The organism is Afifella sp. IM 167 (assembly GCF_020144925.1).
Classification (GTDB): domain Bacteria; phylum Pseudomonadota; class Alphaproteobacteria; order Rhizobiales; family Afifellaceae; genus Afifella.
The window spans coordinates 236,770-252,862 of record NZ_NSLC01000003.1; the positions used below are offsets into that span (position 1 = coordinate 236,770).

Sequence of the window (16,093 nt, forward strand, 5' to 3'; positions counted from 1 at the left end):
CCGCAACGTGAAGCACCGCCGGCGGTCGCGCCCGACGCGATGTTCTGCCGTCAGATCCCCTTCTCGCGCATGAAGCGGCCGACGGTCTCGAAGCAGACCTGCCAGGCCGGCTCGTCGTCGACAAGGATGTGGTTGCGGCTTTCCAGCGGCACGAAATGGGCGTCCGCAATGCCAGAAGCGACGGCGCGGCCCAACTCAAGCGGGATGCGCTGATCGTATTTGGCGTGCAGGACGATCGTCGGGGCCTTCACCTGTGCCAGCCGGTGGCGGACGTCGATACGGCCGAAGGCGTCCTGGAAGCGCGCCGCATTGGCGGGCGATGTCGTCTGGCGCTGGAACTCGTCGAACCAGGCGAGATCTTCCGCGCTCGCCTCCGGCATGAAGGTCTGGGAGAAAATGTGCCGGTAGGCGGGGTTGTCCGTGCCCCAGCCGACCTCCGTCAGCGTCAGTACCGCCTCGCGCCGCGCCTGCTCCTCCGGGCTCGCCAGATGTCGCCAGCCGGCCGCATAGCCGCCGAGAAGGACAAGGCCGGTGACGCGCTCGGGATGGCGCACGGCATATTCGATCGACACCGCGCAGCCCTGTGAGATCCCAAGGAGCGGGAAGCGCTCCAGGCCGAGCTTGTCGACCACTGCCTCCAGATCCTCCACGAAGGCGTCGAAACTGAGGTTTGCCACATCCCAGTCGGAGAGGCCGCAGCCGCGCTCGTCGTAGCGCACGAAAGTGCGATGGCGGGCGATCTCGGCGAAGCTGCGACCCCAGATCGGGCTCGACCAGTCGAATTCGAGGTGATTGAGCCAGTTGGCCGCCTTCAGGATGGGCGGGCCCGTGCCGAGGGTGGCATAAGCGATCTTGGTCCCGTCCGCGACCTCGCAGAAGCCGATCCTTTGCGCCTGCAGGGCGCGCGCACGTGCCTTGGCGGCGGGCGGATCCCTGTGCCGGAGCCCGGATCGTTCTGCGACGGCAATTGCGGCTCCGCCGCCTGACAGGCGTTTCTTGTCTGCGGCAGCCGGGTGGCCTGGCCATGCCTCGGCGCCTTCCGGATCGGCGTTGCGCCAGAGCCGCTCCCATTTCTGCGCGGCCGGAGGCGTCAGATCGGCATGGGTCGCCAACTGGCGAAGGAGGGAGATCCTCGCCAGCCTCGCATCCTCGCGTTCGGCCGTCAGCCATGATTCGAAGGCGTCGTCGCCTGCACCGTCGAGCCCGTCGAGAAACACCGGGTCGAGCCGGTGGACCATCGCTTCGAGTTCCTCGACCGGAAGCGGTATGTCGCGCTGGCGCAGCCGCGCACGGATATCCCTGATGTCGATGTGGACGTCGGCGGTGTCGAAGCAGACCCGCTCGCGATCGGCGACGATGCGGTGACGTTCATCCGTGTCGACCACCCGGCGCAGCTTGCTCAGCGCCCAGCGCAAAGCCGCCTTGGGGTCGTCCGGCAAGTCCCAGAAGAGCTCGCAGAGGCGCTCGCGCCGATGCGGCCGGCCGGTGGCGACGAGGAAGGCGAGGAGTGCGCGGGCCTTCCTGGAGGCGGGAAGCGGAACTTCCTTTCCCAACGAGACGACACGCAACTCGCCCAGGAGGGAGATTTCGAGATCTCGGCGCATCCGCGGTCCTGACCCTCGAAAAACAACGCCCCGTCCAACGCAATACCACTGGCCCGACAACGCTGACAACAACGGGCGAGGCAGACACCGCCCCCAGTAAAGGAACGCCACCAGCCCTCGGCCCAATGACCGAGCGAATGTGGCGTTGCCGGCATCCACATGTTTCGGAGAGCAAGATGAACCAGCACGTCGCTGTCGAGGGGCGAAGTTCTGCCGTCGTTCCGCCGACACGGCTGGATGGGGCGGATGAGAAGCTCGCCGCTCGGCAGCGACGTGGCGCGATTCCCCAGGGTCTTTGTGGGATCCGACAGATCACCCCGGTGCCGGTTCGCATCCGGTGAAGTGAGCAGTGGCGCTGGAACGCAAGTTCGGACGCCATCCAAACCAAGCAAGACAAGCAAGAACAGTTCGAAACGCCGGTCCGTCCGTGCGGCTTCCGCCGCGCAATCTGGCCCGGAGAAAGCAACGATTCTCGAAAGGAAACGTCATGCAGATGCACACTCTTCAATCCCTTGAACGCGTTCATGGGCTCGGTGCGGCCACGAGATCCCGCCGTTCGCCTGCGACGGGCGTGTTCCCAGCCTTGCGCCCGGTCGGTGGTTGGCTCGGCCGCGCCTTCGATCGATGGCAGGCGATCGGGCAAGCGAGACAGGACTATCGGCATCTCCTGTCCCTTCCGGATTATCTGCTGCGCGACGTTGGCCTCACGCGCGACGATGTCGCCGAGGCTCTTGATCGGCAGGGTCCGTATCTGAGGCCGTGGTCATGATCTCCGCTCTGCTTTCCCCGGAAGCGCCGGCGATCTTGACGGGTCTGGCGGCGGCCACGTGCCTGTCGGCTGCTCCCGCATTCCGAAGCCGCCAGCTTGTGCTGATCGCACAGCTCGGCGCTGCGTTGTGTTTTGCAGCGCATTATCTGTGTCTTGGCATCACCGTCGCCGCCGCCGTCAATCTGCTGGCATCGGTGCAGACCTTTGCGGCGATCTTTTCGGCGCGAAGCGCGACCCTGAACCGCCTGGGCTACGCACTGATCTGCCTGATGGCCCTGGTCTGCCTCGCACTGTGGCAGGGGCCAGTCTCTGCGCTGAGTGCCATTGCAACGATCCTCCTCGCGCTCGCCCGCATGCAGATCGACGAGGTGCGGCTGCGAGTTCTTCTCCTGGCCGGCGGGGTCTTCTGGGTTGCGCACGATCTCATCGGCGAGGCGTGGATCGCGCTTGCCGCCGATATCGGCGCCATCTCGACGGGCGCGGTGATGCTGGCCTCGCTCTTTATCCGGGTCAGGATCGAGTGGCGCCCGCCAGCCCTGCCAGCGCCCACGGCAAGCGCCGTCTGAGCGGCCCTACCCGGAGCCGGTGAACCGCCCGTCAGAGCCTCGCCGGCTCCTGACAGAGAAAACTCCGTGACGTTACCGTCTTGCCGGTTGCGGCGTGCCCGGCCGGCGGATTCTCCCCGAGAGGAAAAACCATGCAGATGCAGCGAGCCCAGACCTTCGAACGCGTCCATGTGCTCGGCGTGATTTCCCATCCGTACCTCTTGCTCGCCGAGAGCGGCATTTCGTCCGTGAGCGAGGTGGGCGGATGGCTCGGCCGCGCCTTCGATCGCTGGCAGACGGCGAGGCGAGCGAGACGGGACTATCGGCTGCTCCTGTCGATGCCACACTATCTCCTGCGCGATATCGGCGTGATGCGTGCCGATGTCGCTGAAGCGCTTGACCGCCAGCGGCTTTTGGGCGGGCCTTGGTCGTGATCTCGGCCATTCGCCGGCCGCCGGCCGCCGGCGCCGACGATTCGGCGCCTCGCCAAGCACGCGCCTAGCTGCGGCTGGAGAACTTGCCCGACAGAACGTGGCTGGAGCCCGGATAGACGAAGCTTGCGAAGGTGATCATCTCCTTGCCGCGCCAGGTCCGGCGCTCGACCGAAAGGCAGGGCTCGTCGGGCCGCATCGCGAGGAGGCGGGCGGCCGTCGCACCGGCGCGAATGGCTGCGATGCGGTGCTCGCCCTCGGTGAAGGGCACGTTCGCCAGCAGCCAGGGACCGGGCGGGTCGTGGTCGAAAGGGCCGTGAAGCGCTTCGGGAACGACGGCAAGATTGATCCAGCGATCCTCCAGGACGGCGGGCCGCCCGGCGGCCAGATGGCGGCAATTGAGATGCAGGACCGGCGTGCCGGCTGAAACGCCGCTCGCAAGGCTCATCATCGCCGAGACCCGGCTTTCGCGCCTCAGGAGGAGTTCGTAGCCGTAGGTCTCGCCGCGCGCTTCCGTCTCGCGGCGAATGTCGCCGATGGAGGTCACGGCATGTTCGCCGGCCCGGATGGCGACGAAGCTGCCGGCGCGGCGGCGGCGGGCGATGAGCCCCTGATCGGCGAGTGCCCGCAGCGCCCGGTTCACCGTCATCCGGGACGCCCCGAAGACCTCCATCAGTTCCATCTCGGGCGGCACGCGCTCGCCCGGCTTCCAGACGCCCGAGAGGATCGGGGCGGCGACGGCGCGGCGGATCTGGTCGTGGAGGGGCCCAGTGCCGTCGAGCTTCAGCGGGGCCCTGCCCACCGGCGGGTTCATGACACGAGCCTTTCCATCGTTGCGGAGAAGCGGGCGCGCACTTTCTGACGGTCGCGGTGGCGGCCGGCCTCCACCAGCTTCTCGCCGCCGACATAGACGTCGGCGATGCATTCACGCCCGCCGGCGAAAAGGAAGGAATCGAGGGCGGCGTCGCCCGCCTTTCCGGCCAGGGCCGGATGCGCCGCGTCGAGCACCACGATGTCGGCGCGCATGCCGGGCTCGATCCGGCCGATGGCGCGCGAAAGAGCCGCGGCGCCGCCGGCGCAGGCGCCTTCGTAGAGGATGCGGCCGGTGGAGCTTGCGGCTCTGCCGAGGACGTTGCGCTCCCGGTCCCTGAGGCGCTGGCCGTATTCGAGGGTGCGCAGTTCCTCGGCCGCGTCGATCCGCACATTGGAATCGGAGCCGATGCCGAAGGCGCCGCCGGCGGCGAGAAAGCTGCGTCCGTCGAAGAGCCCGTCGCCGAGATTGGCCTCCGTCACCGGGCAGAGCCCGGCGACGGCGCCGGAACGGGCGAGCGCTTCCGTTTCGGCGGGGCTCATATGGGTGGCGTGGACGAGGCACCAGCCGAGGCCGACCGGCGCATTGGCGAGGAGCCATTCGACCGGCCGCGCGCCGGACCAGGCGAGGCAGTCGGCGACCTCCTTTTCCTGCTCGGCGGCGTGGATATGAATGGGCCCGCCTTCCGCGAGGGGAAGCACTTCGGCGAGCGTTTCGGGTGTGATGGCGCGCAGCGAATGCGGCGCGATGCCGAGCCGCGCATCGGGGAGGGAGGCAAGGTGCGCGCGGGAGGCATCGAGGAGGGCGGCGAAGCGCTCCGGGTCGTTGCCAAAACGCTGCTGCGCGGGTCCGAGCGGGGCGCCGCCGAAGCCGCCATGCATATAGAAGACCGGCAGGAGCGTGAGACCCATCCCCGTCTCTGAGGCCGCGGCGGCGATACGGCCCGCCATCTCGGCAAGGTCGTCATAGGGTGCGCCGCCCGGCGCGTGGTGGAGATAATGGAACTCGCCGAGCGCGGTGAAGCCGGCCTCCAGCATTTCCACGAAGGCCTCTCGCGCGATCGCCTCCACGTCGTCGGGGGTCAGCCGTTCCAGGAAGGCGTACATGACTTCGCGCCATGTCCAGAAACTGTCGGCCGCCTCGCCGCGCCGTTCCGCAAGGCCGGCCATGCCGCGCTGGAAGGCGTGGCTGTGGAGATTGGGAAGGCCGGGCAGTGCCATGCCGGCATAGGTCGCGCCATCCTCGCCCCCCGCTTCTACGGAGGCGATCGTTCCGTCCGGCGCGGTTTCCACCGTGACGTTTTCCACCCATCCGGCGGAGGTCAGCGCCTGTCCGAAACGGAGCTTGCCCATTGGCCGCATCCTCGCTTACTCTCATTTGTATAGACAAATGCCGCGAGCGAGGAAAGGCTGTTGGCCGACAGGGTCGATCTCATCGTGCGCAATGCACGAATCGCGACGCTCGATCCGCGAATCGGCGTGGGCACGCTCGGCATTCTGGAGCGGGGCGCTATCGCCGCGCAAGACGGACGGATCGTGCATGTCGGGCCGCAAAGCGAGATGCAGGCGCTCGAAGCCGAAACGCTGATCGACGCCGAAGGCCGCTGGGTGACACCCGGTCTCATCGACTGCCACACGCATATCGTCCACGGCGGCAACCGCGCCGGCGAATGGGAGATGCGGCTTGAAGGCGCGAGCTACGAGGAGGTGGCGCGCGCCGGCGGCGGCATCGTCTCCACGGTCCGGGCGACGCGCGCGGCGAGCGAGGAAGAGCTCGCGGCCTCGGCGCTGTCCCGCCTTGATGCGCTCCTAGCCGAGGGCGTGACCACCGTCGAGGTGAAGTCCGGCTACGGGCTCGATACGGAGAACGAGGCGAAGATGCTGCGCGCCGCCGGCCGGCTTGGCGCGCTGCGCGATGTTGCCATCGTGCGCACCTTCCTCGGTGCGCATGCGCTGCCGCCGGAAGCGGAGGGCAATACATCCGCCTATATCGACGCGGTCTGCGGCGAGCAGCTGCCGCGTGTCGCGGGCGAAGGGCTCGCCGACGCGGTCGACGGGTTTTGCGAGGGGATCGCCTTTTCGCCGGAAGAGATCGCGCGGGTCTTCGAAGCCGCGAAGGCGCATTCGCTGCCTATTCGGCTGCATGCCGAGCAGCTCTCCGATCTCGGCGGCGCGGCGCTCGCCGCCCGTCATGGCGCGCTCTCGGCCGACCACCTGGAATATCTCGGCGAGGACGGCATCGCCGCAATGGCGAAGGCGGGCACGGTCGCCGTCCTTCTTCCCGGCGCCTTCTATTTTCTCGGCGAGACGCAGAAGCCGCCGGTCGCAAAGCTGCGCGACGCGGGCGTGGCAATCGCCGTGGCGACCGACTGCAATCCCGGCACCTCGCCGATGACCTCGCTGCTCCTTGCCATGAACATGGCATCCACCCTCTTCCGGCTGACGCCCGAGGAAGCGCTCGCCGGGGCGACGCGCGAGGCGGCGAAGGCGCTCGGCCGTGGCGAGCGGATCGGCACCATCACGGCCGGCAAGGATTGCGACCTCGCGATCTTCGATATCGAGAGGCCGGCCGAGCTCGCCTACCGGATCGGCTTCAACCCCTTGCATCTTGCGATCCGCGGCGGCGCAATGCGTGGCGGCCGCGTGCCGGGGGCGGCATGAGCGCGGCATTGACGCTTCACCCCGGCCGCGTCCGCCTTGCCGAGCTGGAGGCGATCTACCGGGACGGCGTCGCGTCAAGGCTGTCGGAGGAATGCCGGGCGGCGGTGGAACGCTCCGCCGCAATCGTTGCGGATGCCGCTGCCGGCGGTGCGGCCGTCTACGGCATCAATACCGGCTTCGGCAAGCTCGCCTCCACGCGCATCGCGCCGGAGGACACGGCCCATCTTCAAAGAAACCTGATCCTCTCGCATGCCTCCGGTGTCGGCTCGCCGCTGCCCGACAACATCGTGCGCCTGATGATGGCGCTGAAGCTCGTCTCGCTGGGGCGTGGCGCCTCGGGCGTGACCTGGTCGATCGTGGAATGCCTGCAGGCGATGCTGGAAAAGGGCGTGACGCCGATGGTGCCGCGGCAGGGCTCCGTCGGCGCTTCCGGCGACCTTGCGCCGCTTGCCCATATGGCTGCCGCGATGATCGGCGAGGGCGAGGCCTTCTACGGGGGTGAGCTTCTCCCCGGCGGCGAGGCGATGCGGGCGGCCGGAATTGCGCCAGTCGTTCTCGGCGCCAAGGAGGGCCTTGCCCTCATCAACGGCACGCAATGCTCCACCGCGCTGGCGCTCGCCGGCCTTTTTGATGGCTGGCGGATCGGTCTTTCCTCGCTCGTCACCGGGGCGCTGACGACGGATGCGGCGATGGGCTCGGGCGCGCCCTTCCGTCCGGAGATGCATGCCCTGCGCGGCCAGCCCGGGCAGATCGCGGCGGCGGCGTGCCTGCGCGCCCTGATGGCGGGGTCGGAGATCCGCGAATCGCACCGCGAGGGCGACGAGCGGGTGCAGGATCCCTATTGCCTGCGGTGCCAGCCGCAGGTGGCCGGCGCCTGCCTCGACCTGCTGCGACAGGCCGCGAAGACGCTCGTCATCGAGGCCAACGCCGCCACCGACAACCCGCTGGTCATGGTGGAGACCGGCGACATCGTCTCCGGCGGCAATTTCCACGCCGAGCCGGTCGCCTTCGCCGCCGACCAGATCGCGCTCGCCATCGCCGAGCTTGGCTCGATCGCGCAGCGGCGCATCGCCATGCTGGTCAATCCGGCGCTCTCCTACGGCCTGCCGCCCTTCCTGACGCCGAGGCCGGGACTCAATTCCGGCTTCATGATCGCCGAGGTCACCTCCGCCGCGCTGATGAGCGAGAACAAGCAGCGGGCTAATCCCTGCTCGACCGATTCGACGCCCACCAGCGCCGATCAGGAGGACCACGTTTCCATGGCGGCGCATGCGGCCTGGCGGCTTATCCCGATGAACCGCAACCTTGCCCGCATCGTCGCGATCGAATGGCTGGTCGCCGCGCAGGGCGTGGAGTTTCGCGCCCCGCTCGCCACCTCGCCGGTCCTGCAGAGGGCCCTCGCCCGCCTGCGCGCGGCGGTGCCTGCCCTTGACGCCGACCGCTATCTTGCGCCCGACTTGGCGCTGGCCGCAGAACTCATCGGCGACGGCGCGGCGCTGACCGCCTGTGGCGAGGCACAATTTCCCGCGCTGGAGGAAGGCCCTTGAGCGATTTCGTGAGCGTCGGTCGCGGCAGCTCGCCCCTCATCCTTTCCATGCCGCATTCGGGTACGGCGATGCCGGCGGGGCTGGAGTCGCGGCTCGTCAGCCGCGAGCGCGGCATCGAGGACACCGACTGGTGGATCGACAAGCTCTACCAGCCGATCGCCCGCGATCTCGATGCGAGCATCGTGCATACCGCCATGTCGCGCACCGTGATCGACGTGAACCGCGACCCTTCCGGCGCCTCGCTCTATCCGGGCAAGGCGACGACCGGGCTGGTGCCGCTGGAGACCTTCGACGGAAGGCCGCTCTACCTTTCCGGCGAGGAGCCGGACCCGATGGAGATCGAGACGCGGCGCGAGCATTATTTCGCCCCCTACCATACGGCGCTCGCCAGCGAGATCGGCCGTGTGAAGCGGCGGCACGGCTTCGCGCTCCTTTACGATTGCCATTCCATCCGCTCGCGCGTGCCGCGCCTCTTCGAGGGGCTGCTGCCGGTGTTCAACATCGGCAGCAACGACGGCGCGAGCTGCACGCCGGAGGTGTCGCAGGCGATCGGCGATATCTGCCGCGCCTCCGGTTTCGAAACGGTGGTGAACGGCCGTTTCAAGGGTGGCTGGATCACCCGCCATTACGGCGCGCCAGAGGCAGGCGTGCAGGCCGTTCAGATGGAGATCGCCTGCCGCGGCTACATGGATGAGGATCCCCCCGCCTGGAACGCCAACAAGATCGAGCGCATGCGCACCATCCTGACGGAGGTCCTCTCCGCCTTCCTTGCTGCTGCGGCGCCCGCCCATACCTGAACCGATCGGCAGAGCAAGATGACCCGCCTCGACAACGCCAGAAAGATCCGCGCCCCGCGCGGCCCGGAGATCACCGCCAAGTCCTGGCTGACCGAGGCGCCGATGCGCATGCTGATGAACAATCTCGACGAGGAGGTTGCCGAAAGGCCCCAGGAGCTCGTCGTCTATGGGGGGATCGGCAGGGCGGCGCGCGACTGGGAGAGCTTCGACCGGATCGTGGCGGCGCTGCGGGAGCTGGAAGAGGACGAGACGCTTCTCGTCCAGTCCGGCAAGCCGGTCGGCGTCTTCCGCACCTTCCCCGATGCGCCGCGCGTGCTGATCGCCAATTCCAACCTCGTCCCGGCCTTCGCGAACTGGGAGCATTTCCACAAGCTCGATCGGGCCGGGCTGATGATGTACGGCCAGATGACCGCCGGTTCGTGGATCTATATCGGCTCGCAGGGCATCGTTCAGGGTACCTACGAGACCTTCGTGGAGGTCGGCCGCCAGCATTTCGGCGGCGAGCTTGCCGGCCGCTGGATCCTTACCGGCGGGCTTGGCGGCATGGGCGGGGCGCAGCCGCTCGCCGCCACCATGGCCGGGGCTTCCATGCTCGCCGTCGAATGTCAGGAGAGCCGTATCGAAGCGCGCCTGCGCACCGGTTATCTCGACGAGAAGGCGGCAAGCATCGAGGAAGCGCTGTCGATCCTGGAAAAGGCGAAAGCGGAAGGACGCGCCGTCTCCGTCGGCCTTCTCGGCAACGCCGCCGAGGTCTTTCCCGAACTCTTTTCGCGCGGCGTCATGCCGGATGCGGTGACCGACCAGACCTCCGCGCATGATCCGCTCAACGGCTATCTTCCTGCCGGCTGGTCGATCGCCGAATGGGAGGAAAGACGCGAGCGCGAGCCCGAGGCAGTGGAAAAGGCGGCGAAGCAGTCGATGCGCCGGCAGGTGGAGGCCATGCTCGGCTGGTGGGACAAGGGCGTGCCCGTCCTCGACTACGGCAACAACATCCGCCAGATGGCGAAGGAGGAGGGGCTTTCGCGCGCCTTCGACTTTCCGGGTTTCGTGCCGGCCTATATCCGCCCGCTCTTCTGCCGAGGCGTCGGCCCGTTCCGCTGGGCGGCGCTATCGGGCGATCCGGAGGATATCTTCGCCACGGATGCCAGGGTGAAGGAGCTGATGCCGGATGACCGGCACCTTCACAACTGGCTCGACATGGCGAGGGAGCGCATCCATTTCCAGGGCCTTCCCTCGCGCATCTGCTGGGTGGGGCTCGGGGACCGGCACCGGCTCGGCCTCGCCTTCAACGAAATGGTGGCATCGGGAGAACTGAAGGCGCCGGTGGTGATCGGGCGCGATCATCTGGATTCCGGCTCCGTCGCCTCGCCGAACCGCGAGACGGAGGCAATGGCCGACGGCTCGGACGCGGTTTCCGACTGGTCGCTCCTCAACGCCCTCCTCAACTGCGCCTCGGGCGCGACCTGGGTGTCGATCCACCATGGCGGCGGCGTCGGCATGGGCTGGTCGCAACATGCCGGCCAGGTGATCGTCTGCGACGGCACGCCCGAAGCCGCGCGGCGCATCGAGCGCGTCCTCTGGAACGACCCGGCGACGGGCGTCATGCGCCACGCGGACGCCGGCTACGAGGACGCGATCGAATGCGCGCGCGAAAAGGGCCTGAAGCTGCCGGGGATTTTGGGGTAGTTGGTGAAGCGCCGTCTTCAACAAGCCCGAATGAGAATGTTTTTTTACCAGCTGCCACGATCCTAGTGCACATGAACTCTCAGCCAGCTACCCATCCTATCACACGTGATGCGTGTATTCGCGCCCCGCTAGTTGCGTGGCTGCGCTCTCAACATCCAGATGATGGCTCTACCGAACTCCTTCAGGAGCTGAAGATGCCACGCCCGTCAGCGCGGATCGACCTAGCGATGGTGAACGGTGAGCTCGTCGGCTTCGAGATAAAGAGCGATGCTGACACTCTCGGACGCTTGAATGTTCAGGTGCCTGCTTTTTCGCGCTTTTTTGATCGCGTAAGCATTGTTACAACTCGAAAGCACCTTCGTGCAACACGCACAAGAATACCGCATTGGTGGGGAATAATTCTTTACGAAGGGAATTGCGGTGGTGAGTTCCGGGTTAAGCGATTGGCAAAACGTAACCGACGGGTTGATGTTCGCTCCCTGCTGTACGCATTATCCAAGCAAGAAATCGCTGAAGTGGGGAGGCGCGCCGGTTCTCCTATCGTGCACTCAATTACCAAGGATGCTATGGTCGAGTGTACGATTAGAGTGATATCTGAAAGAGATATTTGTGCTCATGTCCGCGACGTCATTCGCTGCCGCCCATCACTTCCTCGGCATACCTAATCTGGCGATGTATATGCATATTTATTTTTGCACCATGCCAGAACCGCGCAGACGAAGCGCCTTCGATATTCCCACTTTCGGCTGCCTCAAGTAGTTGGCTTCCCCAGCAGTCATTCTCTTTGTCACAGTTGGAGTCGCCTAGCACTTTCTTCGCTCCCTCGATCCAGCCCTGTGGATCTTGAGCATTTGGATGTTTGTAAGTGATCCACCCCTCGCGTAGGGAGTAAACAACTTGCGCTCTCCAATCGCCGGGCATGTAGGTGCTAGCTTTCTTTAGCCGGTAGTGCGCGCCGTAGTCGCCGAATAAAAAGGGAAACGTTTCGCTCGCTTGGCGCCAAAGCTCCCAGGAGTGAGATTCGTACAATCTGGGGGTTCCGTCGGGCGGCTGGGTGTAGGAGTCGCTCACGCAGACGGCATTCAATTGAAGAGTTTGGGAGGGCTCCATTTCCTCCATTACGCGAGCGATCGCGAGTTTAGCAAACTCTGCACGCTCGGCAATTCGTTGGCGTCCTTGTCCGCAATCAATAATCAGCAGCAATTGGAGAGGGGAGTCGAGAATCGCCGCAACCTGCCCCGCAGTGGCAAATACCGCCTCGTTGGTCTCTTGAGTTATCCTTAGCGCTAGATGCTCAAACCCCGCCTTGGCGAGTTGTGATGCTTGACGCAGTACCTGTTTGTCTTGGCTCTCAAGGTCCGTGAACTGCAAGACCGGCACGGCCTTCGGAAATTTTTCAACCAGTTGCCGCCAGTTGGCGAAGCCATCGTCCGGCGCCAGTAGGGAAGTAAGTGCCTGATTGTAAAGGTTTTGCGCTTCTTGAACTCTCTCAATCTTCGCATAATCCGGGTTTTGTTTCGGAACAAACGCTGGTGGCGCTCGGTCCTTCGATAGGTCGAGAACGAACGAGAGATCGCCAATCATAGATGTGGTTGCGCTCAACGTGTCATCGAAGGAGGCTTCGTTCTTTACTTGGCTTAGTTCGATGATCGGAAGGATGGCGTCTTTATCTTCGTCACTCAAATTGGAGTAGCCGATCTGCTCGGGCTCAGAGAGTTGTAGGCAAGGTAGATAGTGATATCGGGTGAGATCGACCTTCAGCATCACCGCTTCCTGGCATTATAGGAATCGTTTGTGATGATTATACTGAAGAAAAGTGCATTCTGTCGATGGAGGCAGTCCAAACCGCGTTAGCCCGCCTTGATCGCCTCGGCGCGGATTTCCTCCACCAGCCGCGCCTTCATCTCCATGAAGTCCGGGCTGGTCTTCATCGTGTAGTGGCGCGGATGCGGCAAGTCGATCGCAAGGTCCGCCTTGATGCGGCCCGGCCGCGCGCTCATGACCACGCAGCGGCTCCCCAGAAAGATCGCCTCCTCGATGTCGTGGGTGACGAAAAGGACGGTCTTCCTGTCCGCCTCCCAGATGCCGAGAAGAAGCTCCTGCATCAGGCCGCGGGTCTGGTTGTCGAGCGCCCCGAAGGGCTCGTCGAGCAGAAGAATGCGCGGATCGTTGGCGAGGGCCCTTGCGATCGCCGTGCGCTGCTGCATGCCGCCCGACAGCATCTTCGGATAGTGGTTCTGGAAGCCGCGCAGGCCGACCTTGTCGACGAAGGCCTCGACGATCTCGTGGCGTTCCTTCGCGCGCATGCCTTTCTGGCGCAGGCCGAAGCCGATGTTCTCGGCGACCGTCAGCCAGGGAAAGAGCGTGTAGGACTGGAAGACCATGCCGCGATCGCGGCCGGGCCCGTGCACTTCCTGACCGTCGAGCGTGACGCGGCCGAGGCTCGGGAAATCGAGGCCGGCGACGATCCTCAGAAGCGTCGATTTCCCGCAGCCGGAAGGGCCGAGGATGGTGATGAAGGAATTGTCCGGCGCATCGAGGGAGACGGGCTCCAGCGCGCGGGTCGGCGCGCCGCCGCGCATGCCTGGAAAGGTGCGCGAGACCTGCTCGACCCGAAGGGCCGCGTGTGGTCGCGGGTTCATGACCTGCTCCCCGTCATGAGAGGCTCGTCATGACAGGCTCCATGGGAAAAGGGCGCGGTTCGCCGCCTTGAAGGCGAAGTCGGAGACGAGGCCGATCACGCCGATGACGATAATGCCGAAGATGATCTGGCCGGTGTTCAGGAGCGCCTGGCTGTCGACGATCATGTGACCGATGCCCGACGATGAGCCGATCAGCTCGGCGACGATAACGTAGGTCCAGGCCCAGCCGAGGACGAGGCGCAGGATCTCGGCGATCTGCGGCGCGGCGGAGGGAATGAGGACGCGGCGCACGATGCCGGTATCGGTGGCGCCCAGCGTATAGGCCGCTTCCACGAGATCGCGGCGCGTGCCGCCGACGGTGACGGCGACCATCAGCACGATCTGGAAAAAGGAGCCGATGAAGATGACGAGGAGCTTCTGCGTCTCGCCGATGCCCGCCCACAGGATGAGGAGCGGGATGAAGGCGGAGGCCGGCAGGTAGCGGGCGAAGGAGACGAAGGGCTCGAAGAAAGCCTCGATTGGCTTCCAGGCGCCCATGGCGATGCCTAGCGGCACGGCGAGAACGGCGGCGAGGATGAAGCCGCCGAGGACGCGCCAGACCGTCATGCCGATATCGTAGGCGAAGCCGAATTCGGTCATCAGCCGCCAGCCTTCCACCACCATGGTGAAGGGATCGGCGAGGAAGGTGCGCGAGACGAAGCCGCCGAAGGTGGCGAAGGACCACAGAGCGACGAAGAAGGCGAAGAAGGCGATGCCGAGCAAGACGCGCATGCCCGGCCCGACGGGCTGGAGCGGGCGCATGGCGCGGCGCGTGCGCCGGGCGAGGCTCAGCGTGGCGGGGGCCGGGATGTCTGGGCTGGAAGAGGCCGCGCCGGGGGAGGCTGCCTGACGCTCCCCCGGCGCGGTTTCAATGCTTGAACGCGGCATGAAAGATCAGCTTTCCGCCGCTATTGGGTGACGAAGCTCGGATCGACCAGGTCCTCGATCGGCGGAATCTCCTTGATGACGCCGATCTTCAGGAGAAGCGGGCCGGCCTTTTCGTTGAATTCCTGGATGCCGCCGTCGAAGAAGGCCTTGTTGGCCGCCGCATCCTGCCATTCGAGGTAGGAGGCCGAGTTCTTGAACTCCTCGCCGGACTGCTTCACGTTCTTGCCCATGATCTCGTAGGCCTTGTCGGGCTCCGACTTGATGATCTCGAGGGCGGCGTAATAGCTCTGCACCAGTGCCTTGCCGGCCTCGGGGTACTCCTTGAGAAAGTCCGGCGTGCAGCCGAGGGTGTCGGTCACAACCGGATAATCCAGCGTGGTGGCGATGATCTTGCCGGCATCCGGATTGTTGCGGACCGTGGAGAGGTAGGGCTCGTAGGTCATCGCGGCGTCGTTCTGACCGGCGACGAAGGCCTGCGCTGCCGCGGCCGGCTCCAGATTGGCGATGGTCACGTCGTCGAGGGTGAGGCCGTTCTCGTTCAGCATCCAGGCGAGGACGAAATAGGGCGATGTGCCGGGCGCGGAGGCCGCGACGGTCTTGCCCTTCAGATCGGCGATCTTCTCGATGTCGTTGCGGACCACCATGCCGTCGGCGCCGTGCGACATGTCGAGCTGGACGATCTGCTTGATCGGCACGCCGTTGGCGTTCCAGATCAGGAAAGTCTCCACCGTCGTCGCCGCGCACTGGATATCGCCGGAAGCGATCGCCAGATGCCGGTCCTTCTGCGGGATCATCTTGATGTCGACGTCGAGGCCGTTCTTCTCAAAGAGCCCGGCTTCCTTGGCGAGCGTCAGCGGCGCGAAGCCGGTCCAGCCGGACATGCCGATCGCCACCTTGGTTGCGGCGGCCGCGGGTCCGGCGGCGATGAGAGCGGCTGTGAGCGCCGCGGCTGCGAAGCAATTTCCCTGCATGTTCCACCTCCGTCTTTTTCTATGCGCGCAAGCAACGGCCATAGCCCGTGCCCAGCAGGGAGGCCAGCCGCATTTTTGTGCGCCTCGGCAAACTCTTGCTTAATTGAATAGACAATTCAAGCCGAGCTTCGCTCCCCTCCTTGGCGGCCGCGCAAGAGGCCGGCCCGGCGCGCCGATTGGCCGCTCCTCGCGCTCTATTCGATCCACAGACCCCGCTTCCTGTGCCAGTCCTCGAGGGAGGCTTCCGGATAGTGTTCGAAGCAGGCATCTTCCGGGCCGACCTGCGGGACGACCCAGTCGGGCTTGAAGGCGAGCATCAGGTGGACGCTTTGCGGCGGGGTCGGCAGTTCCGTGTCGATGGCCGAAGCGAAGGGGTGAACGAGTTCCGGCCAGGTCGGGTCGTAGAGCCAGAGTGCGGTCCCGCAGCGTCGGCAGAAATTGCGCTCGCCCGTGGAAAGCTCGCAGGCTCCGTCTCGCTCGATCTCCGCCCGGTAGACGGAGACCGCGTCGTGGCCCGATACCTCCAGGGAGGCCGCCAGACCGCCGAGATTGATGGCATAGCCGCCGCCTCCCGCCGTCTTGCGGCAGATGGAGCAGTAGCAGCGCTGGTAGGGCACCGGCGTATGGCTGTGGAGCCGAAAGTGCACGGCCCCGCAGCGGCAGGAACCTTCAAGCTTCATCGGCATGTTCATTCTCTCCTTTT

The 16,093-nt window shown here is 65.7% G+C and carries 16 protein-coding genes; 8 read left to right on the forward strand and 8 right to left on the reverse strand.

All coding sequences use genetic code 11. The annotated features are described in order from the left end of the window. Positions 1 to 50: 50 nt before the first annotated feature. Positions 51 to 1,604 carry an alpha/beta hydrolase gene (locus tag CLD20_RS06375; RefSeq protein ID WP_224405760.1) on the reverse strand — a complete coding sequence of 518 codons (1,554 nt, stop codon included), beginning with the start codon at positions 1,602 to 1,604 and terminating at the stop codon, positions 51 to 53. Between the two features lie 493 nt (positions 1,605 to 2,097). On the opposite strand from CLD20_RS06375, the gene CLD20_RS20360 reads away from it, so the two are divergent. From CLD20_RS20360 to CLD20_RS06390, 3 genes are all read left to right on the forward strand, one after another. Beyond that, positions 2,098 to 2,373 (forward strand): DUF1127 domain-containing protein, encoded by a 276-nt coding sequence (locus CLD20_RS20360; RefSeq protein WP_224405970.1) that lies wholly within the window; start codon positions 2,098 to 2,100, stop codon positions 2,371 to 2,373. Next, positions 2,370 to 2,939: a YgjV family protein gene (locus CLD20_RS06385; protein ID WP_224405761.1), complete on the forward strand. Its 570-nt coding sequence runs from the start codon at positions 2,370 to 2,372 to the stop codon at positions 2,937 to 2,939. The genes CLD20_RS20360 and CLD20_RS06385 overlap by 4 nt, the downstream gene beginning before the upstream one ends. A gap of 131 nt (positions 2,940 to 3,070) precedes the next feature. After that, positions 3,071 to 3,352, forward strand: a complete 282-nt coding sequence (locus CLD20_RS06390; protein ID WP_224405762.1) for a DUF1127 domain-containing protein — start codon at positions 3,071 to 3,073, stop codon at positions 3,350 to 3,352. A 64-nt stretch (positions 3,353 to 3,416) separates the two neighbouring features. Here the strand turns inward: CLD20_RS06390 and hutC are convergent, their stop codons facing one another. Next, positions 3,417 to 4,163, reverse strand: a complete 747-nt coding sequence (gene hutC, locus CLD20_RS06395; RefSeq protein WP_224405763.1) for a histidine utilization repressor — start codon at positions 4,161 to 4,163, stop codon at positions 3,417 to 3,419. Next, positions 4,160 to 5,512, reverse strand: a complete 1,353-nt coding sequence (locus CLD20_RS06400; RefSeq protein WP_224405764.1) for a formimidoylglutamate deiminase — start codon at positions 5,510 to 5,512, stop codon at positions 4,160 to 4,162. Before CLD20_RS06400 ends, hutC begins: the two co-directional genes overlap by 4 nt. Positions 5,513 to 5,569: 57 nt before the next feature. On the opposite strand from CLD20_RS06400, the gene hutI reads away from it, so the two are divergent. The 5 genes from hutI (at position 5,570) to CLD20_RS20365 (ending at position 11,515) form a co-directional block, all read left to right on the forward strand. Further along, positions 5,570 to 6,820, forward strand: coding sequence for an imidazolonepropionase (gene hutI, locus CLD20_RS06405; RefSeq protein WP_224405971.1), 1,251 nt, complete (start codon positions 5,570 to 5,572; stop codon positions 6,818 to 6,820). Then, complete coding sequence (gene hutH / locus CLD20_RS06410; protein WP_224405765.1) at positions 6,817 to 8,367, forward strand: histidine ammonia-lyase; 1,551 nt, start codon at positions 6,817 to 6,819, stop codon at positions 8,365 to 8,367. The genes hutI and hutH overlap by 4 nt, the downstream gene beginning before the upstream one ends. Beyond that, a complete protein-coding gene (gene hutG, locus CLD20_RS06415) occupies positions 8,364 to 9,164 on the forward strand; it encodes an N-formylglutamate deformylase (RefSeq protein WP_224405766.1) in 801 nt (266 codons plus the stop codon). Before hutH ends, hutG begins: the two co-directional genes overlap by 4 nt. A gap of 18 nt (positions 9,165 to 9,182) precedes the next feature. Further along, complete coding sequence (gene hutU, locus CLD20_RS06420) at positions 9,183 to 10,850, forward strand: urocanate hydratase (RefSeq protein ID WP_224405767.1); 1,668 nt, start codon at positions 9,183 to 9,185, stop codon at positions 10,848 to 10,850. Positions 10,851 to 10,921: 71 nt separating this feature from the next. Continuing rightward, positions 10,922 to 11,515, forward strand: coding sequence for a sce7726 family protein (locus CLD20_RS20365; RefSeq protein ID WP_224405972.1), 594 nt, complete (start codon positions 10,922 to 10,924; stop codon positions 11,513 to 11,515). Here the strand turns inward: CLD20_RS20365 and CLD20_RS06430 are convergent. The 5 genes from CLD20_RS06430 to CLD20_RS06450 form a co-directional block, all read right to left on the reverse strand. Beyond that, a complete protein-coding gene (locus CLD20_RS06430; RefSeq protein WP_224405768.1) occupies positions 11,478 to 12,614 on the reverse strand; it encodes a beta family protein in 1,137 nt (378 codons plus the stop codon). The two genes, CLD20_RS20365 and CLD20_RS06430, sit on opposite strands and share 38 nt — an antisense overlap. A gap of 86 nt (positions 12,615 to 12,700) precedes the next feature. Continuing rightward, positions 12,701 to 13,492 carry an ABC transporter ATP-binding protein gene (locus CLD20_RS06435; RefSeq protein ID WP_224405769.1) on the reverse strand — a complete coding sequence of 264 codons (792 nt, stop codon included), beginning with the start codon at positions 13,490 to 13,492 and terminating at the stop codon, positions 12,701 to 12,703. A gap of 27 nt (positions 13,493 to 13,519) precedes the next feature. After that, complete coding sequence (locus tag CLD20_RS06440) at positions 13,520 to 14,293, reverse strand: ABC transporter permease (RefSeq protein WP_224405973.1); 774 nt, start codon at positions 14,291 to 14,293, stop codon at positions 13,520 to 13,522. A 146-nt stretch (positions 14,294 to 14,439) separates the two neighbouring features. Beyond that, a complete protein-coding gene (locus CLD20_RS06445) occupies positions 14,440 to 15,390 on the reverse strand; it encodes an ABC transporter substrate-binding protein (RefSeq protein WP_224405770.1) in 951 nt (316 codons plus the stop codon). 194 nt (positions 15,391 to 15,584) lie between these two features. Then, positions 15,585 to 16,076 carry a GFA family protein gene (locus CLD20_RS06450; RefSeq protein WP_224405771.1) on the reverse strand — a complete coding sequence of 164 codons (492 nt, stop codon included), beginning with the start codon at positions 16,074 to 16,076 and terminating at the stop codon, positions 15,585 to 15,587. Positions 16,077 to 16,093 lie beyond the last annotated feature (17 nt).

Bases quoted from the DNA above. Each gene is read 5' to 3' on its own strand.
- CLD20_RS06375 (WP_224405760.1), bottom strand. From the start codon at position 1,604: ATGCGCCGAGATCTCGAAATCTCCCTCCTGGGCGAGTTGCGTGTCGTC.
- CLD20_RS20360 (WP_224405970.1), top strand. From the start codon at position 2,098: ATGCACACTCTTCAATCCCTTGAACGCGTTCATGGGCTCGGTGCGGCC.
- CLD20_RS06385 (WP_224405761.1), top strand. From the start codon at position 2,370: ATGATCTCCGCTCTGCTTTCCCCGGAAGCGCCGGCGATCTTGACGGGT.
- CLD20_RS06390 (WP_224405762.1), top strand. From the start codon at position 3,071: ATGCAGATGCAGCGAGCCCAGACCTTCGAACGCGTCCATGTGCTCGGC.
- hutC (WP_224405763.1), bottom strand. From the start codon at position 4,163: ATGAACCCGCCGGTGGGCAGGGCCCCGCTGAAGCTCGACGGCACTGGG.
- CLD20_RS06400 (WP_224405764.1), bottom strand. From the start codon at position 5,512: ATGGGCAAGCTCCGTTTCGGACAGGCGCTGACCTCCGCCGGATGGGTG.
- hutH (WP_224405765.1), top strand. From the start codon at position 6,817: ATGAGCGCGGCATTGACGCTTCACCCCGGCCGCGTCCGCCTTGCCGAG.
- hutU (WP_224405767.1), top strand. From the start codon at position 9,183: ATGACCCGCCTCGACAACGCCAGAAAGATCCGCGCCCCGCGCGGCCCG.
- CLD20_RS20365 (WP_224405972.1), top strand. From the start codon at position 10,922: ATGAACTCTCAGCCAGCTACCCATCCTATCACACGTGATGCGTGTATT.
- CLD20_RS06430 (WP_224405768.1), bottom strand. From the start codon at position 12,614: ATGCTGAAGGTCGATCTCACCCGATATCACTATCTACCTTGCCTACAA.
- CLD20_RS06435 (WP_224405769.1), bottom strand. From the start codon at position 13,492: ATGAACCCGCGACCACACGCGGCCCTTCGGGTCGAGCAGGTCTCGCGC.
- CLD20_RS06440 (WP_224405973.1), bottom strand. From the start codon at position 14,293: ATGCGCCCGCTCCAGCCCGTCGGGCCGGGCATGCGCGTCTTGCTCGGC.
- CLD20_RS06445 (WP_224405770.1), bottom strand. From the start codon at position 15,390: ATGCAGGGAAATTGCTTCGCAGCCGCGGCGCTCACAGCCGCTCTCATC.
- CLD20_RS06450 (WP_224405771.1), bottom strand. From the start codon at position 16,076: ATGCCGATGAAGCTTGAAGGTTCCTGCCGCTGCGGGGCCGTGCACTTT.